Consider the following 26066-nt stretch of genomic DNA (forward strand, 5'->3'; position numbering starts at 1 on the left):
GCTTCTTCCATGTACACATCAACAGTTGGCAACAGAGACGTAATGAAGCTTTTTGATCAACATGGCGCGGAAGCATGCTAGTTGTTGGTCATCAACACTCCCTTTGGCAACGGAGGCCGCCGTGCTGTTCGACCGACAGACGTTCCGCCCGCGCGCGGCGGCCCTTGCCGTGGCCGCGATCGCCGCCGCGTCCGTACTCGCCCTCTCCTCGTGCGACGCGGACGAGGAGACGTCGTCCCGGAAGAACACGGGCCTGAGCGTCGTCGCCCCCGGGAAACCCGGCGAAGAGGCCAGAACCCTCACGGCGGACGAAGCCCGGAAGGAGGCGGTCACCGACACCCCGAACTCCGCCGACTTCCAGTACGTGCAGAGGATGATCCACCATCACGAACAGGCCCTCGTGATGACGGATCTGGCCGCGCGGCATGCAACCTCGCCCTCGGTGCGCCGGCTCGCGGAGCGCATCTCGGCCGGGCAGAAGCCGGAGATCGAGGCCATGCGAGGTTGGCTGAAAGACAACAACGGCGAAGAGCGTGCGGCACACGATCACGCGGCGATGCCCGGCATGGCGACCGAGGCGCAGCTGGCGCGCCTGAAGGCCGCGCGGGGCAAGGCGTTCGACCAGCTCTTTCTCACCCTGATGATCACTCATCACCAGGGGGCCATCGCGATGGCCACAGGGGCACTCACCGACGGCAACAACGTCCGGGTGGAGGAGATGGCCACCGACGTCGCGGCACAGCAGGCCGCGGAGATCGACCGGATGCGGGCGCTGCAGGCCTGATCCGCCGCCGGAACCGGCTCCGCGGACTCGCCGTTCAGGCCGGGTGCTTCACCGGTCGGGCTCCCGGAAGTCGTGCCGCTTCCTCGTCGGCCGCCCGCAGGACACTGTCGAGCAGGCCGGGGAAGAGCTTCGCCAGGTCGTCGCCGCGCAGTTCGTTCAGCTTCGCGGTGCCCCGGTAGATCTGGTGGATCACCCCGCTCTCCCGCAGCACGCGGAAGTGGTGCGTCAGGGTGGACTTGGCGACCGGGAGTTCGAAGTACGAGCAGGCCAGCCCGGCCGAGGCGACGGCCATCTGCCGGACGATGCGGAGCCGTATCGGATCGGACAGCGCGTGCAGCACGTGCTCCAGCCGGATCTCGTCCAGCGCGGGATGGGCGAGCACACGGGCGCCGCCGGCCGCCGCGAGGCGTCCCCGGCTGAGGGACGCGGCAGGGACGACGGTGTCGCTGGCGGGGGTCACTGTGGGCTCCACTTCGTCCGAGAATCTCCATGGTACGAAAACCGCTGGGTGATGCCGTGCCGGACGTCGCTCCCGGCCTTGATCCGCCGGACACCGCCCAGCGGCTGCCACGCGGCGCGGGTCATCGCGCGGTGGCCACCACGAGCCGGGCCCGCGGGCTGCCGTCCGGGCGCGTCCCCAGGTCCGTGAGGGGGCTCAGGTGCACCGAGAATCCGGTGGCCGCGAGGTCGTTGAGCACGTCGGGCAGCCGGAACGTGCGGTAGTACATGACGAAGCGCGGGCGCCACAGGGCGTTGCGCACACGCATCGCCGCGTCGAACCCGAGGAGCGTCCAGTACGCGCGCGAGCCGAGGACCGGCGGGGCGCCCACCGGGAAGACGAACCGGCCGCCGGGCCGGAGCGAGGCGTGCACCTGGGCGAAGAGCGCGGGGCGTTCGCGCGGCAGGAAGTGGCCGAACGCGCCGAGGCTCAGCGCGAGGTCGAAGGCCGGTGCGAAGGGGAGGGCCCTGGCGTCGGCCCGCACCCAGTCGACCACGGGCCCGGGCGGGGCGACCGGGGTCTCTGCCCTTCTGCCCGGGACCTCTCCCCCTCCGGCCGGGTTCTCCATTCCTCCGGCCGGGGACTGCGCCCCTCCGCGCGGGGCCGTCACCGCGTCCGGCCGCGAGGACCGGCCGACGGCGAGCATGCCCGCGCTGAAGTCGACACCGGTGACCCGTTCGTGGCACACCTGGCGCAGCACACCGATGCCCGCGCCGGTGCCGCAGCAGACGTCCAGCCCGCGGGCGAACGGCCCGAGCGGCCCAAGTGCGCCGGTCACGGCGTCGAGGACACGGTCCGGGGTGCGGTAGGGCGAGTGGTCGAATTTCGGCGCGAGCAGGTCGTACCCGCGCTCGGTCGAGGAGAGCGCCTGGACGGCGAGTTCGCGGAAGGTGGGGCCCTGTGTGGTAGGCATCGCGGCCAGCCTACCGAGGAGCCCCCCTCTCCCCCGGCCGTCCGCGCTTCCCGGAAGGCGCGGACGGGGTTCCCCGGCACGGCGATGCGGGCCGGGGAACCCGTGTACCGGTCAGACCGAGCGGCCGTACTGGTTCGGGACGCGGACCTCGCCGCCCAGTTCGCGCGCCGCGCTGCGGGCGAAGTAGGGGTCGCGCAGCAGCTCCCGGCCGATGAGGACGGCGTCCGCCTGCCCGTCGGCGAGGATCTTCTCGGCCTGCACCGGCTCGGTGATGAGGCCGACCGCGGCGACCGGCAGACCGGTCTCGGTCCGGACGCGCTCGGCGAAGGGGACCTGGTAGTCGGGGCCCACGGGGATCTTCGCACGAGGCGCGTTGCCGCCGGTGGAGACGTCGAGCAGGTCGACGCCGTGCGCCTTGAGGTCGCGTGCGAAGCGGACCGTGTCGTCGCCGGTCCAGCCCTCGCGCGGGTCGTCCGCGTTCTCGGTGAGCCAGTCCGTGGCGGAGATACGGAAGAAGAGCGGCAGCTTCTCGGGCCACACCTCCCGTACGGCGTCCACGACTTCGAGCGCGAAGCGGGTGCGGTTCTCGAAGGAGCCGCCGTAGGCGTCGGTGCGGTGGTTGCTGTGCGGGGAGAGGAACTCACCGATCAGGTAGCCGTGGGCGCCGTGGATCTCGACCACCTGGAAGCCGGCGGCGAGCGCGCGCCGGGCGGCGTCGGCGAACTGCCCTACCACGTCCTCGATCTGATCAACCGTCAATTCGGTGGGGACGGGGCTTCCCTCGTCGAACTCCAGCGGGCTGGGTCCGAGCGGCTGCCAGCCGCCGTCCGCCCCGGACAGCGCGCCGCCACCGAGCCAGGGCGCGTCGGTCGATGCCTTGCGGCCCGCGTGCCCGAGCTGGATACCCGGAATCGTCCCCTGGGCGGCCAGGAACGAAGTGATCCTCCCAAACGCCTCCACCTGGCGGTCGTTCCAGATGCCGAGGTCGGCGGGGCTGATACGGCCCTCGGGGCTGACCCCGGTCGCCTCCACCAGGATGAGCCCGGTGCCGCCGACCGCCCGGGACGCGTAGTGCGCGAAGTGCCAGTCGTTGGGCACGCCGGCGTCCGGGCCGGCAGGTGCCGCGCTGTACTGGCACATCGGCGGCATCCAGACGCGGTTGGGCACGGTCACCGACCGCAGGACGTAGGGCTCGAAAAGGGCGCTCACGCCGGACTCCGTTTCGCAGGAACGACCGCGCCGCCGGGCGGGGGCACCGACGACGTTAGTACGAGATCCACCGTACTACGACGATCGGCGAACTAAGGAGGGGAGCCTCAGCGCGTTCATACAGCCGTTCACAAGGGGGCGCATGCAGCCGTTCGCACAAAGGGCACGCCATCGCGCCCCGCCCCTACCCCCGTCAGCCGTCAGCCGTCAGCCGCCGCCGCAGAGTGACCGGCGTCGCGGCGTCGTAGACCTGCGTCCAGCTCCGGCCGCCCCCGGACGTCCAGGTGACGTGCACGCTCGGCCCGTCGGCCCTGGCGCTCTCCACGGTCATCACGCGCGGGCCGTCCCGCACGTCGCCCCGGAGCAGCTCGTCCGCCCGTACGGTGACGGGGCCGGACGGACTGGAACGCTCCACGAGGTCGGCCGCGGCGAGGAGTGCCGCCGCCAGCTCCCGGGCCGCCACGGGGGTGCACCCGAGCTCCAGGCGCCGGTCCGGGGCCACGATCCTCAGCCCGACCCGGAGTGGATCGCCGGGGGCGCCGGGCTCCACCTCCCAGGCCGCCGCCCGGCCTTCGGCGTCCTCGAACCCGCTGCTCATCCTGGTGCTCCGCTCCCGCTCCGGGGCCGCGCGATCTGTGTACCGGGCCCGCCCCGGCATTCCAGCACATCCGCCACCTCCGCCACCTCGGTACGTCCGGTCCGACGCGCGGCGCCGCCGGGCGCCCCGCACCCCACAGCCCAACACCCCGCTCTCCACCGGCCCGGCCGCCGCCGGGCCGTCCCCGTACGGGTGCAAACTGGCGAATATCCGGTAACTACGGCGTTTCGGGAGGTTCGGCCATGACCGACGTTCTGCTCACGGTGGGCACGCGCAAGGGACTCTTCATCGGGCGCGGGCACCACGGCACCTGGGAGTTCGGCGCCCCCCATTTCAACGCGCAGGCCATCTATTCGATCGCGATCGACACCCGGGGCCCGGCGCCACGGCTGCTGGTGGGCGGGGACAGCTCGCACTGGGGGCCGTCCGTCTTCCACTCGGACGACCTCGGCGCGACGTGGGTGGAGCCCACCCGGCCCGCGGTGAGGTTCCCGAAGTTCACCGGGGCGTCCCTGGAGCGCGTCTGGCAGTTGCAGCCGGCCGGGCCCGAGGCGCCGGACGTGGTCTACGCGGGGACCGAGCCCGCCGCGCTGTTCCGCTCGGAGGACCGGGGCGAGTCCTTCGAACTGGTCCGGGCGCTCTGGGAGCATCCGACGCGTTCGCGCTGGGTGCCGGGCGGCGGGGGCGAAGGGCTGCACACCATCCTCACCGACCGGCGCGACCCCCGGGCCGTCACCGTCGCCGTCTCCACGGCGGGCGTGTTCCGGACCAGTGACGGGGGCGAGAACTGGGAGCCCGCGAACAAGGGGGTGTCCGCGGCCCATCTGCCCGATCCGGAACCGGAGTTCGGCCAGTGCGTGCACAAGGTCACGCGTGACGCGGCCGATCCCGACCGCCTCTACCTGCAGAACCACTGGGGCGTGTTCCGCAGTGACGACGGGGGCGACCGGTGGACGGACATCGGGTCGGACCTGCCGTCCGACTTCGGCTTCGCGGCGGTGGCGCATCCCCGCCGGGGCGGGACCGCCTACATCTTCCCGATCAACGCCGACATCGACCGAGTGCCCGCGCAGCACCGCTGCCGGGTGTTCCGTACCACCGACGCCGGTGCGAGCTGGGAGCCGCTGTCGCGGGGGCTGCCGAAGGGCGACCACTACGGAACGGTGCTGCGCGACGCGCTCTGCACGGACGGCGCCGACCCTGCGGGGATCTACTTCGGCAACCGCAACGGCGAGGTGTTCGCCAGCGCCGACGACGGCGAGACATGGACGCAGCTCGCCGCCCATCTGCCGGACGTGCTCTGCGTCCGGGCCACGACCCTGGCGCCGTGACCCGGCGGCGCGTACCGGCCGCAGGCACCACTGGTCAGCAGGCGTACCGACCGGGCAGTTGATCGTTCCGGCCGTACGCCCAGTAGAGTGCGCCCGTGGCAGCACGACCGTTGAAAGAAATCATCGAACCCGGCTGGGCCGAGGCCCTCGATCCGGTGGCCGGGCGCATCGCGGCCATGGGCGACTTCCTCCGTACGGAGATAGCCGCGGGTCGTACCTACGTCCCGTCCGGCGCGAACGTCCTGCGGGCTTTCCAGCAACCCTTCGCCGACGTGCGGGTCCTGATCGTGGGTCAGGACCCGTATCCGACGCCGGGTCACGCGATCGGGTTGAGTTTCGCGGTGGCGCCGGACGTGCGTCCGGTGCCGGGAAGCCTCGACAACATCTTCCGCGAGATGCACAGCGACCTCGGACTTCCCCGGCCGTCCAACGGCGACCTGACGCCCTGGACCCGCCAGGGGGTGCTTCTCCTCAACAGGGCTCTGACCACGGCGCCCCGGCGTCCGGGCGCCCACCGCGGCAAGGGCTGGGAAGAGGTCACCGAGCAGGCGATCCGGGCGCTCGCCGCGCGCGGCACGCCGCTGGTCTCGGTGCTCTGGGGGGCGGATGCCCGCAGGCTGCGACCGCAGTTGAGCGCCTACCCGGCCATCGAGTCCGCGCACCCCTCCCCGATGTCGGCGGACCGCGGCTTCTTCGGCTCGCGCCCCTTCAGCCGGGTCAATGAGTTCCTGGAGCGCCAAGGGGCGCAGCCGGTGGACTGGCAGCTGCCGTGACACCGCTCGCCGAGGCGTACGTGGTCGGGGTGGACTCCGGCGGGTCCGGGCTCCGGGTCGCGCTCGGCGCCGCCGGTGCCACCGGTCCCGCTGCCACGGCCGTCTGCCCGGAGCCCGTGCGGACCGGCCCCGGCGGCATCGACGCCGACCATCTGCTGGGCCAGCTCCTCCCCGCGGTCGACCGGTTGGCGCGTGACGTCACCGGTGCGCGGACGCCCGGCGGAGCCGTGCGCGTCGCGGCGCTCGCGGTGGGGGCCGCCGGGATGGCGACCCTGGGTGACGATCTGCGCGCGCGGCTCCCGCAGGCGCTGGCCGCGTCGCTCGGGGTCAGGCTGCTGGCTCTCGCGGCGGACGGGGTGACCGCGTACGCGGGTGCGCTCGGGCAGCGTCCGGGCGCCGTCGTCGCGGGCGGGACCGGAATGATCGCTCTGGGCACCGACCTCGGCGCGTGGCGGCGGGCAGACGGCTGGGGGCATCTGCTGGGCGACTGCGGGGGCGGTGCGTGGATCGGCCGGGAGGGCCTGGACGCCGCGCTGCGCGCGCACGACGGCCGGCGCGGCGGCTCTCCCGCCCTGCTGGCGCGACTGCGGTCCGTGTTCGGTCCGGCGGCCGGACTGCCCGGCCTGCTCTATCCCCGCGCCGACCGGCCGGCACTGCTCGCGTCGTTCGCCCCCGAGGTCGCCGCGTGCGCCGGGGAGGATGCCGTCGCCGGGTCGATCCTGCGTCGTGCGGCCGCGCACATCGCCGAATCGGCAGCTGCCGTGTGTCCGCGGGTGGAGGTTTCCGGAACCGGGGACCGTACCACGGGCTCCGGCGGGGAGACCGCCGAAGTAGCTCTTACGGGTGGCCTGTTCCGGATGGGTGATTCGCTGCTCGGGCCACTGCGCGAGGAGTTGGGGCGGCTGCTGCCGCACGCGTCGCTGGTGCCTGCCGCCGGAGACCCTCTCGCCGGTTCGCTGCTGATCGCACGGGCTCTGGCCAGGTCGGACCTTCGGCTGCCCCGCCACCCGACCCTGCTGCACGTCGTCGGGGACGGCCTCGGTGACAGCTGAGGAACAGTCATGGAGGCCAGACAGAGCGGGGCAGTTGACCGGTACGTCACTCATCGGACATAAGCGGACAGATGACGCCCTGCTGGACCCTCCCTGAACGAGGGGGCAACCAAAACCAGTAGCATGCGGCGCCATGAGCACCCCCACTGGGCCCGCTTCCGGCCTGCCTGTACGAATGCCGCGACCTCGCCAGTCCGGACGGCACCGCCGCCCGGAGCCCGTGGTCGCACCCGAGGGCGCTGCCGCGCTCGTTCTCGCCGTTCCCGGCACCCCTTCCCCGGCCTCCCGAAGCGTGGCCGAGGAAGTCATCAGCATCGCCCGCTCCGAGCTGCCCGGCCTCAACGCGGTCATCGGCTACCTCGAAGGCGACGGCGAGGAGTTCCCGGCGCTCGCCGCCGTGCTCGCCCAGCAGGCCACCGAGCGCGTCGCGGCGTACGAGCAGGCCACCGCCGCGGGCCGCGAGGTCCCGGCGCCCGAGGGCCCGTCCGCCGTGGTGGTTCCGCTGCTCGCGGGACCCGACAGCGCCCTGATCCGCCGCATACGGCAGGCGGTCATGGAGAGCGGCACACAGGTCGAGCTGACCGACGTGCTGGGTCCGCACCCGCTGCTGGCCGAGGCGCTGCACGTGCGGCTGTCGGAGGCCGGTCTGGCGCGCGCCGACCGCGCCCGGCTGTTCACCGTGGCCACGGCCGCGGACGGCATCGTGCTGGCCACGGTGGGCGGCGACGAGGCCGTGAAGGCCGCCGGGATCACCGGCATGCTGCTGGCCGCCCGGCTGGCCGTGCCCGTGATGGCGGCGGCGCTGGACGTGGAGGGCTCGGTGTCCTCGATCGCGGACCAGCTGAAGAACGCGGGTTCGGCCCAGCTCGCGCTGGCGCCCTACCTGGTGGGTCCCGAGGTCGACACGGGTCTGCTGGACGCGGCGGCGAAGGAGGCGGGCTGCGCGACGGCCGAGCCGCTCGGCGCGTACCCGGCGATCGGCAAGCTCGTGCTGTCCCTGTACGCCTCGGCGCTCGGCATCTCCCCGGCGATGCCCCAGGGCGTCCCGGCGCACTGATCGCGCGCTCCTGACGGCACCGTGCGGTGGGTGCCCGCCTCGAAGGGGGTACCCACCGCACGGTGCCGGCGGACGCGAGCCCGGACTCTGGCTCGGTTTCAGGCGCGGACGAAGAGGACGCAGGAGGCGGCCGGTGCGTCGATCGAGCCCGCGTGGCTCGGCACACCGGTCTCCTGGTCGACGGCGAACCAGCTGACGTCGCCGGAGCGCTCGTTGGCCGCGTACAGCCACTGCCCGGTGGGGTCGAGCGCCAGGTCGCGCGGCCAGTTGCCGCCGCAGGGGACGGACGCGACCAGCTGCGCCTTCTCGCCCGTCTCGTCCAGGGTGAGTACGGAGATGCTGTCGTGCCCCCGGTTGGCGGTCCAGACGAACCGTCCGTCGGGCGAGACGACGACCTCGGACGGGTACGTGCGGTCCGGGGCCCCGGACGCCTCCTCGGGCAGCACCGGAACCTCGTGGAGCGGCTCCAGCACTCCCGAGGCCGCGTCCCAGCGGCAGACGGTGAGGGTCGGCTCCAGCTCGTTCAGCACGTAGGCGTGGCCGCCGGCCGGGTGGAAGGCGAGGTGGCGGGGTCCGGTACCGGGTCGCAGCGCGGTCTCCCCGTGCGGACGCAGTTCGCCGGTGACCGGGTCGACGGCGCCGACGTACACCGAGTCGGTGCCGAGGTCCACGCTGAGCAGCCAGTCGCCCGACGGGTCGGGCAGTACCTGGTGGGCGTGCGGCTCCGTCTGGCGTTCGGCGTCGGGGCCGCTGCCCTCGTGCTGCTCGACGAAGACGGCGGCGCGCAGCGACCCGTCCTCCCGGAGCGGCAGCACGGTGACGCTGCCGGAGCCGTAGTTCGCGGTGACCAGGTGGTTCGCCGCGAGGGTGAGGTGGGTCGGTCCGTCACCGTTCACCGAGCGCAGGCAGCCGCCGACGAGCCGGGGCACCTCTCCGCTGATGTCGAGAGCGGCGGCCGCGCCCTCGGACGCCTCGCTGACGGCGTAGAGGATCGTGCCGTCGGCCGATGCCACGAGGAACGACGGGTCGGGGACGGTGTCGGTCGAACCGACCACCGTGAGCGCGCCGGTCTCCCGGTCCACCTCCGCGACGGTGATGCCCTGCCCGCCCGCGGAGGTGAAAGACCCTATGAACGCCCGCCCGGCGCTGTTGCCGCTCATCGCGCTACCCCTCTTGCCCGTACCTGGTGTTTTGGGTGCGGGCCGTGCGGTCCGCCCGGCCGACGGTAGCAGGGACTCGGCGCCCGGCAGGGCCAGGCACGGGCCGGTCCCGGTGCCGGGGCGGCGGTCCGGGGCGCCGGCGCGGCGCCCCGGACGGGAGGAGGCGGCTCGGGCGCTCAGGCGCCGGCCGGCACCGGCCCGGTCCGCCGCAGCGGTACGGCGAGCTCGAGCAGGGCCTGCTCGAGTGCGTGGAGGTGGGCGAGGACCGGTTCGGTCTCCCGTGCTCCTGGCGCGAGCGGGACGGTGTGCCGGTGGCGCAGGTCGGCGGCCGGCGGTTCGGTGAGCGCCTCGACGGCAGCCTCCACCCGCCAGCAGGCGGCGGCGAGCCGGGCGTCGTGGGAGGCCTCGGGGTCGGCGGCGACCGAGGCGAGCCCGCGCACCTCGCGGGCGCAGCCGTCGAGCAGGGCGAGCACCTGGCGTGCCCGCTTCTTGCGCGCCTTCATGGGGCTCAGCGGATGGACGAGCGGCGCCAGCGAGAGCCGTACCCGGCCGAGGATGGCCTCCAGCTCGGCCACCAGGGGCGCCGGGTCGGCGTCCGTGCCGCCGGCGAGGCGGGCCGCGGCCTCGGCGGTGCAGGCGTGCACGCAGCGCAGGGCCCGCTCCACCCACGCCTCGGTCACGGAGTGCGTGGTCACCGGGAGGACGAGGAGGACCGCAAGGACGGCACCGAGCGCGCCGACCGCCGTCTCGCCGGCCCGCAGGGCGAGGAGCGCCGGGTCGAGCACGCCGAGGAGCCCGTACAGCATGCTCGCCATGACGGTCACGCCGAGCATCATCCAGGTGTACGAGACGGCCGCTGTGTAGAAGATCACGAAGATGCTCAGCGCGACGACCACCGCCGCCGCGACCGGCTGGCCGTGCAGCGGTACGGCGACGGCGAAGCCGATCCCGATGCCGAGGACCGTCCCGAGGACGCGCCTGAAGCTCCGCACCACGGTCTCGCCGCGGGAGGTGGTGGCCACGAACACCCACCAGGTGGCGCCCACGGCCCAGTACCACCGCTGGTCCGACAGCACCTGTCCCGCCGCGAGGGCGAATCCGGCGCCGGTGGCCGCCTGCACGGCCTGCCGCGTGGTGATCCGGGCGAGTCCGGCTCCGCCGGCCGGGGCGGGCACGGCTGCCGGTACCGGCAGCCGTCGCTCGTAGCACCACGCCCCGAACCGGACGGCCGCCGCGGCGGCCACCGAGAGCAGTACGGCTCCGTACAGTTCCGGGATCCGGGCCGGCACGGCGTGCAGGAACTGCGCCATGAAGCAGGTCATGAAGGCGAACACCCCGAGCGAGTGCCCGCGCGGACCCCACCTGCGTGCGTACACCCCGCCTCCCACGGCGGCGAGGAACACCAGGTCCCGGGCGACGGGCACGGTGTGCAGGACGCTCGCGAGCACCAGCACCGGCAGCCCGATGACGGGCAGCAGCGCGGTCGTCACGGCCTGCCCGCGCACCGTGGGATCGCCCACCGTGAACAGGGCGAGCAGCGCGGACAGGCCGCCCGCGACCATGGCCACCAGTGAATGTCCGGTGATCCCGCACAGTACGACGGCCAGCCCGATACCGAGCACGGCCCTCCCCGCGAACCGCAGCCGCATCCGCCCGGGATCCGGCGCCATGAACGCCCTCCTCAGCAAGTCGCCCGCCCTTCCGTCCGTCGTCCATCTGTATGAGCGCATGAGAAAGGCGCTGCGGAGCCCCCTCAGGGGTTCCCCAGCGCCATCGCTCCGCACATCTCACCATCGACCCGGCCGACGGTTCAATCGACAGCGAAAAGGATGGGCCATTGGCCCAGGTTCTCGCTGTGCCGCTGAACCAGGGCAGAGCCAACGGATCACCGCCTGGCGCGCATGTCCGCCAGGGCCGTCGAAGCAGGTGCGGCGTCAGCCGGAGGACGGAGCCCTCGGTGCGGCGGATTCCCGGGTTGCGGCCCAGGAGGCGAGCAGGCGCAGGCCCTCCTCGGAGGGGGAGCCCGGTTCGGCCGTGTAGACGGTCATGGTGAGTCCGGGCTCGGCGGCCAGTTCGAGTACCTCGTAGGCGAGGGTGAGCTCGCCGACCACGGGGTGGCGGAACCTCTTGGTACCGGTCCCGTGGCGGCGCACGTCATGGGCACCCCAGCGGATGCGGAAGTCCTCGCTGCGGGTGGACAGTTCACCGACGAGGTCGTGGAGGTCCTTGTCGTGGGGGTCGCGGCCGGCCTCGCGGCGCAGGATGGCCACGGCCATGTCGCCGAAGAGTTCCCAGTCCGGGTAGAACGAACGCGAGGCCGGGTCGAGGAAGTTGAAGCGGGCCAGGTTTCCCTGGTTCTCCGGGTTGGCGAGGAGCTCGCCGTAGAAGGCGCGGGCGAGCGGGTTGGCGGCGAGGATGTCCGCCCGGCCGTTGCACACGACCGCCGGCCCCGCCGTGATCGCGTCGAGGGTCCACTGCAGGCTCGGGTGCGGACTCCACCGGCGGCCGGTCCGCCGCCGGGGACGCGTCAGCGCGTCGGAGCCGTCTGCGGCCTGGGCGAGGTGGAGCAGGTGGGCGCGCTCGGCGTCGTCCAGGTGCAGCGCCCGGGCGACGGACTCCAGCACGGCCGGGGAGGCGCCCGCGAGGTTGCCCCGCTCCAGCTTCGCGTAGTACTCCACGCTCACGTCGGCCAGCGCGGCGACTTCGCTCCTGCGCAGTCCCGGCACCCGCCGCCGCGACCCGCCGGGCAGCCCGGCGCGCTCCGGGGTGATCTTCGCTCGCCGCGAGGTCAGGAACTCGCGGACCTCTTCACGGTTGTCCACACTACGACGATACGGCCTGCTCCCCGGGGACGAGATGCGCGGCCGGTACCCCCGTCCCGGCGGGCACCCGCCCTGTGACCTGCGGTTCTTCGAGGACGCCTCGCGGCCGGCGGGCGCCCGGCGGCTCCGTACCGGGAGGAGCGGCCGGCCGGCCGAAGACTCCTCACCGGAAGGGAGCCCGGGGCCGAGGCGGCGGGTGGGACCGGTCAGAGCTGGTTGATCGGGCGCATCGCCAGGCCCTCGGTGCCGGCCCACCCGTTCACCCGTGCCGCGTCGTCGTAGGAGACGGAGTCGAGGCCGTCGGGCAGGTCGAAGACGAGCGTGCCGCCCAGTTCGGTGCCCTCGCCCGCGACCAGGGCGGCCGTGAACCGGTCGGCCCGGTCGTACTCCGCCTCGCCCCCCTCGTCGTTGCCGAAGACGTACAGCCCGGCGTACGCCTTGCCGTCCCCCGCGACGACGAGCGGTTCGGTGTCCGGCTCTTCCAGGGTCGCGACGGTCGGTGCGTCGTTGCCGGCCCCGAGCCGTACCAGCGGAGCTTCGTTGAGGACGCACGGCGTCCTGCCGCCGTTGGTGACGGTCAGCAGGAAGTGGCGAGGGGTCTCTCCGGACGAGTCCTGGAGCTCGACCGCGGTGGTGAGGCCGGTGACCTCGCAGTCCTGGTACCCGGTGCCGTTGCCGCCGCCGGTTTCGCCGCTGTCTCCGGTCGGCTCGGCACTCGCGGTGCCGCTCCCGGTACCGGCGCTACCGGTGCCGGAGTCGCCCGACGGCGCGTTGCCCTTCGGCGTGGTCGCCCCGGCCGACGCCTGGCCGGAGGGTCCTGCGGCCTCGTCGTCACCGCCGGAGGACTGGCAGGCGGTGGCCGTCAGCAGAGCCGCGGCCACCGCCGCCCCGACGAGGATGCCGCGCGGGCTCCGGCGTGCCGAACTGGCTCTGACCGTCTTCGAGTTCATGCCGTTCCCCTACTCCCCCGAGACCGGCCCCAGGACCGGCCGTCCGCAAGCTTTCCGGCCATGGTGAAGGTGGCCAATCGGTCGCTCCACCCGTAATCCGGCTCTGTTACAGCCTTCGGACCAACTGGGCACCTTGGCGTGACCCTGCCGAATTCGGCTCGGGCACCCACGGTCCGGTCCGCTGCCGGTCGGGCAGGACGCGGCGGGGTGTACTGCTGGTACACCCCTCACTGGTAACTCGCTCGCCGCGCGGAGAACGGGTTACCTGGAAGACGTGGCACTTCCCGGCCGCGGCGCGACGGCGCGGCGGCCCGAGGACTGCCCGCCCAGGTCGCACGGCGGCGTCGGCGAAGACGCCGCCAACCGCACCCGGGCCATTCGTACGGGCACCAGTGGCCCGTCCCCCAGCACGTAAGGAACCCCCCACATGCGCGGCGCAGTGATTCACGCCCCCGGCGATGTCCGTTTCGAGACCCTGGCCGACCCGAAGATCCTCCACCCCACCGACGCGGTCATCCGTACCGCCGTGACGTGCGTGTGCGGCTCGGACCTGTGGGCGTGGCGTGGTCTGGAGCCGGTCGGCGACCCGCACCCGATGGGGCACGAGTACGTCGGTTTCGTCGAGGAGGTCGGCAGCGGGGTCACCTCGGTCAAGCCGGGCCAGTTCGTCGTCGGTTCCTTCGCGACCTCCGACAACACCTGCGCGAACTGCCGCAACGGCTTCCAGTCGAACTGCCTGCACCGGGAGTTCATGAGCACCTGCCAGGCCGACTACGTCCGCATCCCCAACGCCCAGGGCACCCTGGTCGCCACCGAGGAGATCCCGGACGAGAAGTACTGGCCGAGCCTGCTGGCCGTCTCCGACGTCATGGGCACCGGCTGGTGGGCCGCCGAGGCGGCCCAGGTCGAGCCCGGCTCCACCGCCGTCGTCGTCGGCGACGGCGCCGTCGGCCTCTCCGCCGTGATCGCCGCGAAGGAGATGGGCGCCGGGCGCATCATCGCCATGTCCCGCCACGCCTCCCGCCAGAAGCTGGCGCTGGAGTTCGGCGCCACCGACATCGTCACCGAGCGCGGGGGCGAGGGCATTGCCCGGATCAAGGACCTCACCGGTGGCATCGGCGCCGACAGCGTGCTGGAGTGCGTCGGCACCGCCGAAGCCATGCGGCAGGCCCTGGGCTCCGCCCGCCCCGGCGGCAGCGTCGGCTTCGTCGGGGTCCCCCACGACGTCGCCGTCGACGGCCAGGAGCTCTTCTTCTCCCACGTGGGCCTGCGCGGCGGCCCCGCCCCCGTACGCCGCTACCTCCCCGACCTCATCGACCGCGTCCTGACCGGCCGCATCGAGCCGGGCAAGGTCTTCGACCTCATCCTCCCGCTCGACCAGGCCGCCGAGGGCTACCGGGCGATGGACGAACGCCGCGCGATCAAGGCGCTCCTCAGGCCCTGAGGTCCCGCCCCAGAACGTCACGCGGTCACCGCGGCCAGAACACGCACGTCCAAGCCACAAGAAAGAGGGAACGATCATGCAGATCACCCGGAGCTCGATCACCACGGCCAAGGGGCCCGCCGAATGGTTCACCGGCGACGTCTACATCGACGCCGTCGCGGCGGCGCCCGCGCCGTCCCGGGTCACCGCGAACCTGGTGCACTTCATGCCCGGCGCCCGCACGCACTGGCACAGCCACCCGCTGGGCCAGACCGTCTTCGTCACCGAGGGCGTCGGCCTGTGCCAGCGCCGGGGCGGCCCCGTCGAGATCATCCGTCCGGGCGAGCGCGTACTGTTCGAGGCGGGCGAGGAGCACTGGCACGGCGCCGCACCCGACCGGCTGATGGTCCACGTGGCGATCAACGAGGGCGACGCCGACCACGCCGTCGTGCACTGGCTGACCCCCGTCACCGACGAGGAGTACACCGCCACCCCGGCGGCCGGCTGACACCCGCCCGACTCGACCGCCGCCGCACCCGCAGGACAAGGAATCCCCCCATGCTCGTCAACGCCTACGCCGCCCCCTCCGTGGGGGAACCGCTGGTGCCCACCACCATCGAGCGCCGTGCCGTCGGCACCAACGACGTACTCATCGCCATCCAGTACGCCGGTGTCTGCCACTCCGACATCCACACCGTCAACGGCGACTGGGGCCCGCAGCCCTACCCCGTCGTTCCCGGTCACGAGATCGTCGGCACGGTGGTCGAGGCCGGCCCCGGGGTCACCCGCCACCGGGCCGGCGACCGCGTGGGCGTCGGCTGCATGGTCGGCTCCTGCGGCGAATGCGCGAACTGCCTGGCCGGCGAGGAGCAGCACTGCCGGACCGGCATGGTCCCCACCTACGCGGGAACCGACCGCGACGGTTCCACGACCCAGGGCGGCTACTCCACCCACGTCGTCGTGGACGCCGACTACGTGCTGTCCGTGCCCGAGAGCCTGGACCCGGCCGCCGCCGCTCCGCTGCTGTGCGCGGGCATCACCACGTACGCCCCGCTGCGCCGCTGGGGCGCCGGACCGGGCAAGAGGGTGGCGGTCGTCGGTCTCGGCGGCCTCGGGCACATGGCGGTCAAGATCGCCCACGCCCTGGGTGCCGAGGTCACGGTGTTGTCGCAGTCGCTGAAGAAGCAGGAGGACGGGCTGCGGCTCGGTGCCGACCACTACTACGCGACCTCCGACCCGGAGACCTTCTCCCTGCTGGCCGGCCGGTTCGATCTCATCGTCAACACCGTCAGCGCCGACCTCGACATCGACGCCTATCTCGGCCTGCTGACCCTCGACGGCACCCTGGCCAACGTCGGCGCCGCCCCGGGCCCCTTCACGGTGAGCGGGTTCCTCCTCGGCAGCGGCCGGCGCAACCTCACGGGTTCCATGATCGGCGGCATCGCCCTGACCCAGGAGATGCTCGACTTCTGCGCCGAGCACGGGATCGGCAGCGAGATCGAAGTGATCTCCGTCGACCAGGTCAACGAGGCCTACGCGCGCGTCCTCGCCTCCGACGTCCGCTACCGCTTCGTCATCGACACCGCCACCCTCGCCTGATCCACGGGCCCGGAAGCGACCGCGAAGCGCTGTGCCATCGGCCCAGCGCTTCGCGGTTTTCCGGCCCGTACGGCTCAGAGCGCGCCGGGCGGACCGGGATAGGCTCGGGGCACCGTACTCACCCTCCGAGAAGGCAGACACACCATGACGGTGGACGCTCTCGACACCCGTATCCTGCGGCTCCTCATCGAGCAGCCGCGTACCAGCGCACGGGAGCACGCCCGCATCCTGGGTGTGGCCCGGGGCACGCTCCAGGCCCGGATGGACCGGTTGGAGCGGGACGGCGTGATCACCGGTACCGGTCCCGTCCTCTCCCCCGCCGCCCTGGGCCACCCCGTGCTCGCCTTCGTCCACCTGGAGGTCACCCAGGGGCACCTGGACGAGGTGGGGGACGCGCTGGCGGAGGTTCCGGAGATCATCGAGGCGTTCTCGACCACCGGCGGCGGGGATCTGCTGACCCGGGTCGTGGCGCGTGACAACGGCCATCTGGAAGACGTGATCCAGCGGCTCATCCAGCTGCCCGGCGTGGTGCGGACGCGGACCGAGGTGGCGCTGCGCGAGCGCGTGCCGCACCGGGTCCTGCCGCTGGTGGAGGCGGTGGGCCGGACGGCCGCGGTACGCGGCTGAGCGCCGGCCCACGGGGCACGGCCCCGGACCGCCCGGCGGCGCACCGTCCGTTGGGCCGCCCGCCCGGCGAACGTACGCCGCACGCCGGTCACTTGCCACCGGACGTGCTGTCAGGGGTGCCGCGCCCCGGGCATCGGGCCGCAGCCGGGTACCCGGAGAGGTACCGGAACTGACCGGCCGTAACATCGTGTCCACCGGACAGATATCCTGATCATCGCCGCGAGCCCCGCCCCGTCCCGCTCCTCGTGAGCACGACCCGTGCGTCGCCCCGGCTGACGCAACGGGCCACAATTCGAGATAGGTGTACAGGTGCTGGTAGCTGATCGGTACCGGTTGGTGTCCCCCATCGGTCGTGGTGGCATGGGCGAGGTGTGGCGGGCGACGGACGAGGTCCTCGGCCGCGCCGTCGCCGTCAAGCTGCTGCTGGGGGACCGGGCCGACTCCTCTTCCACCGCACGTTTCCGGCTGGAGGCACAGACGGCCGCCCGGCTGAGCCACCCGCACCTGGTGGCGGTCTTCGACTTCGGTACCTGGGAGGACCGCCTCTATCTCGTGATGGAGCTGGTCGAGGGGCGCAGTCTCGGCGATCTGCTGACCGCGCAGGAGAATGTCCACCCCGAGCAGGTGGCGCGGATCGCGGGCGACGCCGCCGCCGGGCTCGCCGCCGCCCACCGGCAGGGTGTCGTGCACCGGGACATCAAGCCGGGCAACCTCATGCTGGACGCCGAAGGCTCCGTGAAGATCGGCGACTTCGGGATAGCCCAGTTCGTCGACGATCCGTCGACGGCTCTCACGACGGCCGGCCAGATCGTGGGGACGAGCCTGTATCTGGCACCGGAGCGGGCGCTCGGCCGGACGGCGGGCGCCGACTCCGACATGTACTCCCTGGGCTGCGTCATCTACCACCTGCTGCTGGGGCGCCCGCCGTTCCGCTCGGACACCGCCGCCGCCACGCTGTACCAGCATGTCGACACTCCGCCCGTACCGCTGCGGGACCAGGGCGTCGACATCTCGCCGGCCTTCGACACGTATCTTCTGAGCCTGCTCGCCAAGAAGCCCGAGGAGCGGCCGACCGCGCAGGAGGCGGCCGACTGGTTCCGTACGGCGGCGTGGCGCGGGCGCGGTGAGCCGCCGAGGGCGGCGGGCGGATCACGCTCCGCCACGACGGCGGTCAGCGCCGCGGACGCGGGCGGTCCGGGGCACCGGACCGGGGCGTCCGGGGGACGGCGGCGGGCCGCACCGCCGGTGAACCGGGCGGCGCCCAGGGCCGGGAGCCGCTCCGGCAGCCGGGCGGCAGGCCGGGGTACGGCGAGATCCGGTGGCCGCAGGCTCGCCGCGAGCGAGGCCATCCGGCGGCGCCCCCGGGTGGCCAGCGCGGTGGCGGGCTCGATCGCGTTCGTGGTGGCCGTCTATCTCGGCACGGTGATCTTCGCCCCCGACTCCGGTTCCGCCGTACCCCCGGGCCCCGGCGCCTCGCAGGGCGTCACCCCGCAGGGCCAGGGCTCCCCCGCCCCCACCGCGTCCGACGCCCGGAGCGGCGGGCAGCAGGACTCCGGCGGCGAGGACGGGCAGGGCAACGACGACGGGCAGGGCGACGAGGACGGGGACGACTGAGCGCCGCCCCGGCCCCGTACCGACGCGTGCGGGCTACCAGCGGTCGTGCACGCCCGCGCGGATGCGGCGGTCGTAGAGGTCGCGCACCGCGTCCAGGGTCGGCTGCGGCAGCGGGGCGAGCGCTGCGGCGGCGGCGTTGGCGCGGGCCTGGTCCACGGAGCGTGCTCCGGGGATGACAGTGGTGACGCCGGGCTGCTGGATGATCCAGCGCAAGGCGGTCTGGGCGGGAGTGGCGCCCTCGGGCGCGAAGCCGGCGAACTCGGCGGCGGCCTCGATCCCGGTCGTGTAGTCGATGCCGGAGAAGGTCTCACCCTGGTCGAACGCCTCGCCGTGGCGGTTGAACGTCCGGTGGTCCTCCGGGGCGAAGACGGTCTCGGCCGTGTACCGGCCGGAGAGCAGGCCGGAGGCGAGCGGGACCCGGGCGATGATGCCCACCCCGGCGGCGAGGGCGGCCGGGAGAACCTTCTCCAGCGGCTTCAGCCGGAACGGGTTCAGGATGATCTGCACGCTCGCCACGCCGGGGCGGGCGATCGCGGTGAGCGCCTCCTCGCAGGTTTCGACGCTGACCCCGTAGGCGGCGATCCGCTGCTCGGCGACGAGGGTGTCGAGCGCGTCGAAGACGGCGTCGGTCGCGTAGACGCTGGTGGGCGGGCAGTGGAGCTGGACCAGGTCCAGGGTGTCGACGCCGAGGTTGGCGCGCGAACGGTCGTTCCAGGCGCGGAAGTTGTCCAGTACGTAGTTCTCCGGCACCTGGGCCTCGCGGCGCCCCATCTTGGTGGCGACGAAGACGCCGGCGTCCGGCCGGTCCTTGAGATAGCGGCCGATGAGCTGTTCGCTGCGGCCGTCGCCGTAGACGTCCGCGGTGTCGAAGAAGGTGACGCCCGATGCGACGGCCGCGTCGAGTACGCCGAAGGCTTCCTGCTCGCCCACCTCGCCCCAGTCCGCTCCGAGCTGCCACGTTCCCTGTCCGACGACCGATACGTCACGGCCGGTCCTGCCGAGAGTGCGCTGTTCCATGGAGATCATGTTATTGCGCCGCCCCGGACGCCCGGTGCGGTACGGGGGTACCGCCCGCCATGCGGCCGTCGGGGTGGGGCCGCACAGTGGAGGGAGGAGCGGAACGGCCCGCCTCGGGGACGACGGAGGGAGCCCGGCATGCAGAACGAATCCGCGACCCCGCTGCCGCGCTTCGTCGTGCAGATCCACGCGGCACGGCGCATGCACTTCGACTTCCGGCTGGAGGTCGACGGCGTACTGCGGTCCTGGGCAGTGCCGCAGGGCCCCTCGGACAACCCCAGTGACCGGCGGCTGGCGGTTCCCACCGAGGACCACGCACTGGAGTACCGCGATTTCGAAGGGGTGATCCCGCCGGGAGAGTACGGCAGCGGCACCGTCATCGTCTGGGACCAGGGCACCTACGTACCGCTCGGCCACGACGAGCACGGGGTCCGGGTGCCGTTCGCGGAGTCCCTGGAGCGCGGCCACGCCACGTTCCGGCTCGTCGGCGAGAAACTCCGGGGCGAGTTCGCGCTGATCCGGTTCCGTACGGGCCAGGAGCCGGACGGGCACGGCCAGGAGGCGTGGCTGCTGATCAAGGCCAAGGACGAGCAGGCGGTACGGGACCGGCCGGGCACACCCGACCCGTACCACGCACGCTCCGCCCGGACCGGGCGCACTCTGCACCAGGTCTCGGCCGCCGAGGACCGTCAGGACTGAAGGCCGTCCGGCGGATCAGGACCGCCCACCGAGCACCCCGGCCACCTCGGGTCCGTAGCCGACGTACGCGAAGCACACCACGCCGGTCCAGGCCAGGAGCGGCAGGAGAGAGCCGCGCAACACCGTCCGGAACGTGACCCGTTCCGGAGCCGGCGGAAGAGCGCGCTCATACCACACCCCGATGTGGTTCCTGGTCACACAGTTCTCGCGTCGCATGACCCCATCACACCCCCGGCCACTCCCCGACGGGGACGGCGGCCCGGCGGCTGGGCACACGCCTCGGCACCGTCCCGGCTGCGGCCAGGGGCTGTCCGGTGATCACTGGTGGGTGTGCGGATCACCGGACGGCCCTCAGTCGTTCGTCTCCGCACGTGACCGGCTGATCGCGTTCAGGTCGAGTGCGGAAGCCCGGCCGATCGCGGCGAACAGGAGGAGTGGCAGTTCCTTGTCGGCCTGGCCGACCGACAGCGCGAGCCAGCGATCGCCGTCGGGAAGCGGCCACACCCGCATGCTCACGGCCTGTTGGCTCAGGTCGTCGAGCGGCTCGGGCACCGACTCACCGTCAAGGGCGGCGCTGAGAAACGGTCCGAGCTCCACGACGGACGCGTCGCCCCACCGAGTCGTCAGCCGCGTTGCCAGGTCGTCGAGGCAGGCCATCAGCCCGGCCTCCGCCTCGACCCAGGCCTGCCCGTCGTCGTCCCAGAAGTCCCGGCCGACGTGCAGAGTGCGTACATGGTGCTGTGGCCCCCCGCTTCCGGTGGCGTCGGCACAGGCCGCCTCGGCGAAGGGCTGTGCGGCCAGCGCGTCGATCGCCGAGAGGTATTCCTCCGTGGTCATGGGCGCAGGTCAGCTCTGTCCTGAAAGCGACGCCGCCCGCCCGGAGGCGGACGGCTTCCGCGGACTCAGGCGCCCACGGTCCCGTCGACACCTTCACGCAGAAGGTCCGCATGCCCGTTGTGGCGGCCGTACTCCAGGAGTACGTGCGTCATCACCATCCGCAGCGACACCTCCTCGCCCCATCGTGGCTGGTACCCGGCCCGGTCCAGGGACTCCGCCTCCCGCTCGACACGGCGCGAGTTCTCCACCTCGGCGTCCCAGGCCGCGAACGCCTCGGCCCTGGTCGACGTACTCGCGTCGTACGCCGCTTGGAAGTCGATCGTGTCGGACCAGACCATGGGGGCTTCGTTGTCCTCGAACACCCGGCGGAACCAGGCACGCTCCACCTCCGCCATGTGCCGCACCAGACCGAGCAGTGAGAGCGTGGACGGCGGCATCGACTGCTGCCGCAGCTCCTCGTCGGTGAGCCCTTCGCACTTCATGGCGAGGGTGGCGCGGTGGTAGTCGAGGAAAGCCCGCAGCATGTCGCGTTCGCTGCCAAAACTGGGCGGTCCTATGCGATTGTCGCCGGTCATTGGTCATACTCCTCGTTCGCGCCTGCGCCGAAGGCCATTATCCGATCCCGCCGGCCGGACCTGACGAGAGGCCGCCGAACACAGGAGTGGGAAAGGCCCGGTGAAGCCCCGCGGCCGCGGCCGCCCCTGGGAACCGGCCGTTCAGGCCACGTCCGGGCCGGGGGTGTCGGCGAACCGGTCGACGAGGAAGCCGAGGCGCACCTCCTGAATGTCCACGGGGATGCGTCCGCTGTCCGACAGGACGGCCATGCCGTGCAGCGCGCTCCAGACCACTTCGGCGGAGAGTTCGCGCAGTGCGTTGTCCGGGCGGAAGCAGTTGACGAACTCGGCGAAGGTGGCCCGCAGCTGGGGCGGGGTTTCGGCGTGGGCGAACTTCACGTCGGTCGGCATGACGAACATGGCCCGGTAGAGAGCGGGCCGTTCGGCGGCGAACTCCAGATAGGCGCGACAGAGGCCGCGCAGGGAGGACCGCGGCCCGGGATCGGCCGTCCGGGCGCGCCGCAGGTGGGCGGTGAGCTCCACGAAGCCGTCGAGCGCGACGGCACGGACGATGGCCTCCTTGCCACTGAAGTGGCTGTAGAGCACGGGCTGGCTGTACTCGACGCGCTCGGCGAGCCTGCGCGTGGTCACGGCCTCCCACCCTTCGGCCTCGGCGAGTTCGCGGGCCGCTGTGACGATCAGCCGGTGGCGTTGGGCGCGTTCGCGTTCACGGCGCTCTCTGATGACGGACATGAAGACATCCTAGCAACGCTAGACATCCTGCCGTAGATATAACTATCGTCGACACAACAGCTAGCGCCGCTAGGCACCGAGCCGGCGGCCGCCGTCGAGGGGGAACCAGCCATGCTCACCACCATCGCCAACGTGCTCGCCGGACTGATCGGCGCGGGCATCGTCCTCATCGGCGTGCTCGGGATCGTCGCGCCACGGGGCTCGGTCGGATTCGGCATCCCCGACACCCCGGCCGACAGCCCGAGCTTCCAGGCATGGCTGACCGTCAAGGCCGTGCGCGACCTGGCCTGCGCGCTCTTCCTCTTCATCCTGCTGGCCGCCGGCCCGACCCAGCTGCTGGGCTGGTTCATGCTGGCCGCCGCCTGCATCCCCGTGGGCGACGCGTCGATCGTGCTGCGCGTCGGCGGGCCGAAGTCGGCCGCCTACGGCGTCCACGGCGCCACCGCCGCGGTGATGCTCGCGGTCGGCGCACTCCTCCTCGTCGCCGCCTGACCGATGCCCGCCGGCCGGAGTACGTCTCACAGCGGCCAGACCCGGGGCACCACCGTCAGCGCCACCACCAGGAACCAGAGGACGACGGGCAGGCCGAAGCGCCAGTAGTCGCCGAAGCGGTAGCCCCCGGGTTCGTACACCATGAGGTTGGCCGCCGTGGCCACCGGAGTCAGCATCGCCGCGGCGGCGGCCACCGCGACCACCATGAGGACGGGAAGCACGGAGACCCCCACGTCACGGGCGGCGACGGTCGCGATCGGGATGACGATCAGCGCGGTGGCGGTGTTGCTGACGAACTGTCCGAGCACGACGGTGACGAGGAAGAGGCCGGCGAGCAGCGCGTACTGGCTGCTGCCGGCGACGTCCACGATGAGCCGGGCGACGGAGTCGGCGGCGCCGGACTTCATGATCGCGGTGGAGAGGGGGAACATCGCTCCGACCATCACCACGGTCGGCCAGGAGACTCCCCCGTACGCCTCGTGCACCGAGACGACCTTGAGGAGGATCATCGCCACGGCGGCGATCAGGGCGGCGACGGCCGGGGAGACCAGCCCGGAGGCGAGCAGGATCACCATCGCGGCCATCACGGCGAGTGCCCGCCGTCCGGCGGGTCCCACGGGGGTGTTCTGGCGGCGGACCGCCGCCGGGGAGTCGACGAGCAGCAGATCGTCGGAGTAGACCGACGCGGTGCCGCTGAGCGCGGGCCAGGACCCGTGCAGCAGGAGGGTGTCGCCCGCGCGCAGCGTGACGGTGCCGGGGTCGGCGCTCTGTCCGTCCCGGTGCACGGCGAGCACCACGATGTCCTGGGCCTCCGTCAGCAGGCCGGGGAAGACGCGCGCGCCGACCAGTGACGAGCGCGGCGAGATCAGCACTTCCGCCAGCCCGACTTCCCGGTTGACGAGCGCTCCGGCCCGCTGTTCGCCCAGCCGGTCCCGTTGCGGTACCAGTCCGTGGAGCTCCGCGAAGGCGTCCAGCTCCTCGGGCGTCCCTCGCACCACGACCTGGTCCCCCGGGGCGAGCTCGTCGGTGCTGCGCAGCTCGTGGTCGTCCGAGTCCCCGCGCAGCGCCCCGAGCACGACGAGGCCGCCGTCCCCGGTGCCGAGCGAGGGGTACGTCGAACCGACGCACGCCGCACGCGGGGGCACCACGAGACCGCCGAGGTTGTCGCCGAGTCCGTAGTGCGCGACGAGGGTGAGGGTGTGGTTGCTCAGGTCCGGCGGGAGTGCGGCCGGACGTCGGGAGGGCAGCAGCCGGTCGCCGAGGAATACGGCTGCCGCGACCGTCCCGGCGACCAGCGGGACGCCCACCCAGAGGAAGGAGAAGAAACCGAAGCCCCGGCCGGTCACCTCCTTCGCCGCGTCGGACACCAGCACGTTGATCGGGGTCCCGGTCAGTACCAGCATCGACCCGGCGTGCGCGGCGAACGCCAGCGGCATCACGAGTTTGGACGGCGGCATGCCCACCCGGACCGCCAGCATCACGACCACCGGCAGCAGCGCGGCGACCGCGCCGTTCATGGTGATGAGCGCCGACAGGGCGGCGACGGAGACAAGGGTCAGCGCGACCAGCCGCCAACGGCTCCTCCCGGTACGGGCCGCGAGGATCTGTCCCGCCCTGGCGGTCACCCCGGTCACCTCGAGGCCCGCGCTGACCACGAACAGTGCCGCCACGAAACCCACCACCGGGTCGCCGAAGCCGGAGAAGATCTGGGCCGGCGTCAGCACTCCGATGGCCACGAGGGCCAGAGCGGAGCCGAGGGCGACCGCTTCGACGGGCAGGCGGTTCAGCGAGAACAGCACGACCACGGCCGCCAGTACCAGCAATACAAGGGAGGAATCGCTCATCGAATGATGAACCAGTTGAAATCGGTCACCAGGCGAACGTACTGCACAAGGTTCCCCCCTCGCACCGACCGGCGGCACGCGATCCGGTGCGCGCGGCGCGGGCGGGCGTCCGGGGTGCGGGACGGCGGCCGGGGTGCGGGACGGCGACCAGGGTGCGGGACGGCGGCCGGGTACCGGCCGGCGGATCGAGGCGCCGATCGTGTCCGGGCCCGGACACCCGAAACGGCCCGTCCCGCCCGACCGACCGGACACCACCCGGGCGCCCCACCCCGGTGCGACGGCGAAGTGGCCCGTCTGAGAGCGGTGTTCGGGGGTACTGGAGGTCGTGTCCCGCCCGGATGCGGCGGGATTCCGCGGACACGGCCCCCAGAAGGCCGTCTCCTTCCGAGAGGAACCCTTCCATGCTCGCCATCGTCGCAGCGGTCCTGTTCTTCATCTCCTTCCTGATCAACGCCGCGGACATCGCCACGAACGATGTCTTCTCGTCCGGCAACGTCATGCTGCTCGGCCTGCTCGCCCTCGCCCTGCACGTGGCGGGGATAGGCACCGGCTGGTCCGCCCGCCGGCGTTGAGGGGCACCCGGTCGGCCCGACCGCTCCAGCACCTCCGCGACCCCGCGCGCGGGGTCCGGTGGGCCGACCGGTACCTCCTTCGGGACCAGTCCAGTGGCACCGCACGGTCACGGGAGTGGGGGCGGGCCCGGCGTGGGCAGGCGTATGCCGTGTCCGGCCATTCCCACGATCAGGAGCGACATGCCCCCCAAGACCCCTCCCCCCCAGTACACCGTCCCCGGACTCTCCACGAAGGAGGGGGCCGCGGTCATCGACGCGCTGAAGCTGCGCCTGCACGCGCTCAACGACCTGGCCCTCACCCTCAAGCACATCCACTGGAACGTGGTGGGCCCGCACTTCATCGCGGTCCACGAGATGCTCGACCCGCAGACCGTCGCCGTACGCGAGATGGCGGACTCGGCGGCCGAGCGCATCTCCGCCCTCGGGGGCGAGCCCCAGGGCACGCCCGGTGTCCTGGTGGCCGAGCGCACCTGGGACGACTACAGCATCGGCCGGGCCGACGCGATCGCCCATCTCCGCGCCCTGGACCTCGTCTACACCGGTGTCATCGAGAGCCACCGGAAGGCGGTGGAACGAGTGGGTGCCATCGATCCGGTCACCGAGGACCTCCTGATCGAGCATCTGCGCGGACTGGAGCAGTTCCAGTGGTTCGTCCGCGCCCACCTCGAGACAAGCTCCGGGACCCTCAGTACCGGCGGTGCGTCCACCGAGAAGCAGGCTGCCCGCGGCACCGGTACAACGAAGCGCGCCCCGGCGCGCAAGACGGCGAACTCCCGGCGCACCACGAAGTAGTCCGGGCGCTCACCGGCCGGGCCGCGGGCGGGCACCGCGTCGTGATGGCCGACGACTTCCTCGACCCCCGCCTCACGCCCCTCCACGCCCAGGCC

At 72.7% G+C, this 26066-nt stretch carries 27 protein-coding genes; 14 read left to right on the forward strand and 13 right to left on the reverse strand.

Going from position 1 to position 26066, the window contains the following annotated elements; genetic code table 11:
• The first annotated feature begins 61 nt into the window (after positions 1-61).
• Positions 62-784, forward strand: a complete 723-nt coding sequence (locus ACWCSV_RS31410; RefSeq protein WP_451148114.1) for a DUF305 domain-containing protein — start codon at positions 62-64, stop codon at positions 782-784.
• A 34-nt stretch (positions 785-818) separates the two neighbouring features.
• On the opposite strand, the gene ACWCSV_RS31415 is transcribed toward ACWCSV_RS31410, so the two are convergent.
• The 4 genes from ACWCSV_RS31415 to ACWCSV_RS31430 all read right to left on the reverse strand — a co-directional run bounded on the left by ACWCSV_RS31415 (position 819) and on the right by ACWCSV_RS31430 (position 4003).
• Entirely contained in the window at positions 819-1166 is a 348-nt protein-coding gene (locus ACWCSV_RS31415; RefSeq protein WP_451148117.1) for an ArsR/SmtB family transcription factor, read from the reverse strand.
• Between the two features lie 199 nt (positions 1167-1365).
• Positions 1366-2196 (reverse strand): methyltransferase domain-containing protein, encoded by an 831-nt coding sequence (locus ACWCSV_RS31420; protein WP_451148066.1) that lies wholly within the window; start codon positions 2194-2196, stop codon positions 1366-1368.
• Positions 2197-2307: 111 nt separating this feature from the next.
• Positions 2308-3405 carry an NADH:flavin oxidoreductase/NADH oxidase gene (locus ACWCSV_RS31425; RefSeq protein WP_451148068.1) on the reverse strand — a complete coding sequence of 366 codons (1098 nt, stop codon included), beginning with the start codon at positions 3403-3405 and terminating at the stop codon, positions 2308-2310.
• Between the two features lie 193 nt (positions 3406-3598).
• Positions 3599-4003: a hypothetical protein gene (locus ACWCSV_RS31430; RefSeq protein WP_451148070.1), complete on the reverse strand. Its 405-nt coding sequence runs from the start codon at positions 4001-4003 to the stop codon at positions 3599-3601.
• Positions 4004-4245: 242 nt separating this feature from the next.
• Here ACWCSV_RS31430 and ACWCSV_RS31435 point away from each other — a divergent pair, with 242 nt between their 5' ends.
• From ACWCSV_RS31435 to ACWCSV_RS31450, 4 genes are all read left to right on the forward strand, one after another.
• Positions 4246-5334 (forward strand): WD40/YVTN/BNR-like repeat-containing protein, encoded by a 1089-nt coding sequence (locus ACWCSV_RS31435; protein WP_451148072.1) that lies wholly within the window; start codon positions 4246-4248, stop codon positions 5332-5334.
• 95 nt (positions 5335-5429) lie between these two features.
• On the forward strand, positions 5430-6107 hold the full coding sequence (locus tag ACWCSV_RS31440; RefSeq protein ID WP_451148074.1) for a uracil-DNA glycosylase: 678 nt from the start codon (positions 5430-5432) through the stop codon (positions 6105-6107).
• Entirely contained in the window at positions 6092-7159 is a 1068-nt protein-coding gene (locus tag ACWCSV_RS31445) for an N-acetylglucosamine kinase (protein WP_451148119.1), read from the forward strand. The genes ACWCSV_RS31440 and ACWCSV_RS31445 overlap by 16 nt, the downstream gene beginning before the upstream one ends.
• A gap of 133 nt (positions 7160-7292) precedes the next feature.
• Positions 7293-8216 (forward strand): sirohydrochlorin chelatase, encoded by a 924-nt coding sequence (locus ACWCSV_RS31450; protein WP_451148076.1) that lies wholly within the window; start codon positions 7293-7295, stop codon positions 8214-8216.
• 98 nt (positions 8217-8314) lie between these two features.
• On the opposite strand, the gene ACWCSV_RS31455 is transcribed toward ACWCSV_RS31450, so the two are convergent.
• The 4 genes from ACWCSV_RS31455 to ACWCSV_RS31470 all read right to left on the reverse strand — a co-directional run bounded on the left by ACWCSV_RS31455 (position 8315) and on the right by ACWCSV_RS31470 (position 13148).
• Positions 8315-9376, reverse strand: coding sequence for a lactonase family protein (locus tag ACWCSV_RS31455; protein ID WP_451148078.1), 1062 nt, complete (start codon positions 9374-9376; stop codon positions 8315-8317).
• A gap of 176 nt (positions 9377-9552) precedes the next feature.
• The gene (locus tag ACWCSV_RS31460; protein WP_451148080.1) at positions 9553-11046 is read right to left on the reverse strand and encodes an FUSC family protein; all 1494 of its coding nucleotides are present in this window, start codon (positions 11044-11046) and stop codon (positions 9553-9555) included.
• Between the two features lie 264 nt (positions 11047-11310).
• Positions 11311-12198: a helix-turn-helix transcriptional regulator gene (locus tag ACWCSV_RS31465; protein WP_451148082.1), complete on the reverse strand. Its 888-nt coding sequence runs from the start codon at positions 12196-12198 to the stop codon at positions 11311-11313.
• 206 nt (positions 12199-12404) lie between these two features.
• Positions 12405-13148 carry a DUF4232 domain-containing protein gene (locus ACWCSV_RS31470; protein WP_451148084.1) on the reverse strand — a complete coding sequence of 248 codons (744 nt, stop codon included), beginning with the start codon at positions 13146-13148 and terminating at the stop codon, positions 12405-12407.
• A gap of 427 nt (positions 13149-13575) precedes the next feature.
• On the opposite strand from ACWCSV_RS31470, the gene ACWCSV_RS31475 reads away from it, so the two are divergent.
• The 5 genes from ACWCSV_RS31475 to ACWCSV_RS31495 all read left to right on the forward strand — a co-directional run bounded on the left by ACWCSV_RS31475 (position 13576) and on the right by ACWCSV_RS31495 (position 18411).
• On the forward strand, positions 13576-14592 hold the full coding sequence (locus ACWCSV_RS31475; protein WP_451148086.1) for a zinc-dependent alcohol dehydrogenase family protein: 1017 nt from the start codon (positions 13576-13578) through the stop codon (positions 14590-14592).
• 76 nt (positions 14593-14668) lie between these two features.
• A complete protein-coding gene (locus ACWCSV_RS31480) occupies positions 14669-15079 on the forward strand; it encodes a (R)-mandelonitrile lyase (protein ID WP_451148088.1) in 411 nt (136 codons plus the stop codon).
• Positions 15080-15129: 50 nt separating this feature from the next.
• Positions 15130-16170 (forward strand): NAD(P)-dependent alcohol dehydrogenase, encoded by a 1041-nt coding sequence (locus tag ACWCSV_RS31485; RefSeq protein WP_451148090.1) that lies wholly within the window; start codon positions 15130-15132, stop codon positions 16168-16170.
• A 144-nt stretch (positions 16171-16314) separates the two neighbouring features.
• Positions 16315-16797, forward strand: coding sequence for an Lrp/AsnC family transcriptional regulator (locus tag ACWCSV_RS31490; protein ID WP_451148092.1), 483 nt, complete (start codon positions 16315-16317; stop codon positions 16795-16797).
• Positions 16798-17157: 360 nt separating this feature from the next.
• Positions 17158-18411 carry a protein kinase domain-containing protein gene (locus ACWCSV_RS31495; protein ID WP_451148121.1) on the forward strand — a complete coding sequence of 418 codons (1254 nt, stop codon included), beginning with the start codon at positions 17158-17160 and terminating at the stop codon, positions 18409-18411.
• A gap of 33 nt (positions 18412-18444) precedes the next feature.
• Here the strand turns inward: ACWCSV_RS31495 and ACWCSV_RS31500 are convergent, their stop codons facing one another.
• Positions 18445-19437, reverse strand: a complete 993-nt coding sequence (locus tag ACWCSV_RS31500; RefSeq protein ID WP_451148094.1) for an aldo/keto reductase — start codon at positions 19435-19437, stop codon at positions 18445-18447.
• A 129-nt stretch (positions 19438-19566) separates the two neighbouring features.
• On the opposite strand from ACWCSV_RS31500, the gene ACWCSV_RS31505 reads away from it, so the two are divergent.
• Positions 19567-20127, forward strand: a complete 561-nt coding sequence (locus ACWCSV_RS31505; protein WP_451148096.1) for a DNA polymerase ligase N-terminal domain-containing protein — start codon at positions 19567-19569, stop codon at positions 20125-20127.
• Between the two features lie 351 nt (positions 20128-20478).
• Here the strand turns inward: ACWCSV_RS31505 and ACWCSV_RS31510 are convergent, their stop codons facing one another.
• From ACWCSV_RS31510 to ACWCSV_RS31520, 3 genes are all read right to left on the reverse strand, one after another.
• Entirely contained in the window at positions 20479-20964 is a 486-nt protein-coding gene (locus ACWCSV_RS31510; RefSeq protein WP_451148098.1) for a hypothetical protein, read from the reverse strand.
• 65 nt (positions 20965-21029) lie between these two features.
• Positions 21030-21539 carry a DinB family protein gene (locus ACWCSV_RS31515; protein ID WP_451148100.1) on the reverse strand — a complete coding sequence of 170 codons (510 nt, stop codon included), beginning with the start codon at positions 21537-21539 and terminating at the stop codon, positions 21030-21032.
• A 141-nt stretch (positions 21540-21680) separates the two neighbouring features.
• On the reverse strand, positions 21681-22271 hold the full coding sequence (locus ACWCSV_RS31520; protein ID WP_451148102.1) for a TetR/AcrR family transcriptional regulator: 591 nt from the start codon (positions 22269-22271) through the stop codon (positions 21681-21683).
• A 111-nt stretch (positions 22272-22382) separates the two neighbouring features.
• Between ACWCSV_RS31520 and ACWCSV_RS31525 the strand changes: the two genes are divergently transcribed.
• Positions 22383-22763, forward strand: a complete 381-nt coding sequence (locus tag ACWCSV_RS31525; protein WP_451148104.1) for a DUF4267 domain-containing protein — start codon at positions 22383-22385, stop codon at positions 22761-22763.
• Positions 22764-22789: 26 nt separating this feature from the next.
• On the opposite strand, the gene ACWCSV_RS31530 is transcribed toward ACWCSV_RS31525, so the two are convergent.
• The gene (locus tag ACWCSV_RS31530) at positions 22790-24607 is read right to left on the reverse strand and encodes an SLC13 family permease (protein ID WP_451148106.1); all 1818 of its coding nucleotides are present in this window, start codon (positions 24605-24607) and stop codon (positions 22790-22792) included.
• Positions 24608-25008: 401 nt separating this feature from the next.
• Between ACWCSV_RS31530 and ACWCSV_RS31535 the strand changes: the two genes are divergently transcribed.
• Positions 25009-25179 carry a hypothetical protein gene (locus ACWCSV_RS31535; RefSeq protein WP_451148108.1) on the forward strand — a complete coding sequence of 57 codons (171 nt, stop codon included), beginning with the start codon at positions 25009-25011 and terminating at the stop codon, positions 25177-25179.
• 180 nt (positions 25180-25359) lie between these two features.
• On the forward strand, positions 25360-25971 hold the full coding sequence (locus ACWCSV_RS31540; protein WP_451148110.1) for a Dps family protein: 612 nt from the start codon (positions 25360-25362) through the stop codon (positions 25969-25971).
• The last annotated feature ends 95 nt before the right edge of the window (positions 25972-26066 follow it).

This window comes from Streptomyces sp. NPDC001770 (genome assembly GCF_053596135.1).

What these genes read in the sequence shown, in the direction of transcription:
- ACWCSV_RS31410 (WP_451148114.1), top strand. Translation starts at nt 62, where the DNA reads ATGGCGCGGAAGCATGCTAGTTGTTGGTCATCAACACTCCCTTTGGCA.
- ACWCSV_RS31420 (WP_451148066.1), bottom strand. Translation starts at nt 2,196, where the DNA reads ATGCCTACCACACAGGGCCCCACCTTCCGCGAACTCGCCGTCCAGGCG.
- ACWCSV_RS31430 (WP_451148070.1), bottom strand. Translation starts at nt 4,003, where the DNA reads ATGAGCAGCGGGTTCGAGGACGCCGAAGGCCGGGCGGCGGCCTGGGAG.
- ACWCSV_RS31435 (WP_451148072.1), top strand. Translation starts at nt 4,246, where the DNA reads ATGACCGACGTTCTGCTCACGGTGGGCACGCGCAAGGGACTCTTCATC.
- ACWCSV_RS31450 (WP_451148076.1), top strand. Translation starts at nt 7,293, where the DNA reads ATGAGCACCCCCACTGGGCCCGCTTCCGGCCTGCCTGTACGAATGCCG.
- ACWCSV_RS31455 (WP_451148078.1), bottom strand. Translation starts at nt 9,376, where the DNA reads ATGAGCGGCAACAGCGCCGGGCGGGCGTTCATAGGGTCTTTCACCTCC.
- ACWCSV_RS31460 (WP_451148080.1), bottom strand. Translation starts at nt 11,046, where the DNA reads ATGGCGCCGGATCCCGGGCGGATGCGGCTGCGGTTCGCGGGGAGGGCC.
- ACWCSV_RS31470 (WP_451148084.1), bottom strand. Translation starts at nt 13,148, where the DNA reads ATGAACTCGAAGACGGTCAGAGCCAGTTCGGCACGCCGGAGCCCGCGC.
- ACWCSV_RS31475 (WP_451148086.1), top strand. Translation starts at nt 13,576, where the DNA reads ATGCGCGGCGCAGTGATTCACGCCCCCGGCGATGTCCGTTTCGAGACC.
- ACWCSV_RS31480 (WP_451148088.1), top strand. Translation starts at nt 14,669, where the DNA reads ATGCAGATCACCCGGAGCTCGATCACCACGGCCAAGGGGCCCGCCGAA.
- ACWCSV_RS31485 (WP_451148090.1), top strand. Translation starts at nt 15,130, where the DNA reads ATGCTCGTCAACGCCTACGCCGCCCCCTCCGTGGGGGAACCGCTGGTG.
- ACWCSV_RS31490 (WP_451148092.1), top strand. Translation starts at nt 16,315, where the DNA reads ATGACGGTGGACGCTCTCGACACCCGTATCCTGCGGCTCCTCATCGAG.
- ACWCSV_RS31495 (WP_451148121.1), top strand. Translation starts at nt 17,158, where the DNA reads ATGGGCGAGGTGTGGCGGGCGACGGACGAGGTCCTCGGCCGCGCCGTC.
- ACWCSV_RS31500 (WP_451148094.1), bottom strand. Translation starts at nt 19,437, where the DNA reads ATGATCTCCATGGAACAGCGCACTCTCGGCAGGACCGGCCGTGACGTA.
- ACWCSV_RS31505 (WP_451148096.1), top strand. Translation starts at nt 19,567, where the DNA reads ATGCAGAACGAATCCGCGACCCCGCTGCCGCGCTTCGTCGTGCAGATC.
- ACWCSV_RS31510 (WP_451148098.1), bottom strand. Translation starts at nt 20,964, where the DNA reads ATGACCACGGAGGAATACCTCTCGGCGATCGACGCGCTGGCCGCACAG.
- ACWCSV_RS31515 (WP_451148100.1), bottom strand. Translation starts at nt 21,539, where the DNA reads ATGACCGGCGACAATCGCATAGGACCGCCCAGTTTTGGCAGCGAACGC.
- ACWCSV_RS31520 (WP_451148102.1), bottom strand. Translation starts at nt 22,271, where the DNA reads ATGTCCGTCATCAGAGAGCGCCGTGAACGCGAACGCGCCCAACGCCAC.
- ACWCSV_RS31525 (WP_451148104.1), top strand. Translation starts at nt 22,383, where the DNA reads ATGCTCACCACCATCGCCAACGTGCTCGCCGGACTGATCGGCGCGGGC.
- ACWCSV_RS31530 (WP_451148106.1), bottom strand. Translation starts at nt 24,607, where the DNA reads ATGAGCGATTCCTCCCTTGTATTGCTGGTACTGGCGGCCGTGGTCGTG.
- ACWCSV_RS31535 (WP_451148108.1), top strand. Translation starts at nt 25,009, where the DNA reads ATGCTCGCCATCGTCGCAGCGGTCCTGTTCTTCATCTCCTTCCTGATC.
- ACWCSV_RS31540 (WP_451148110.1), top strand. Translation starts at nt 25,360, where the DNA reads ATGCCCCCCAAGACCCCTCCCCCCCAGTACACCGTCCCCGGACTCTCC.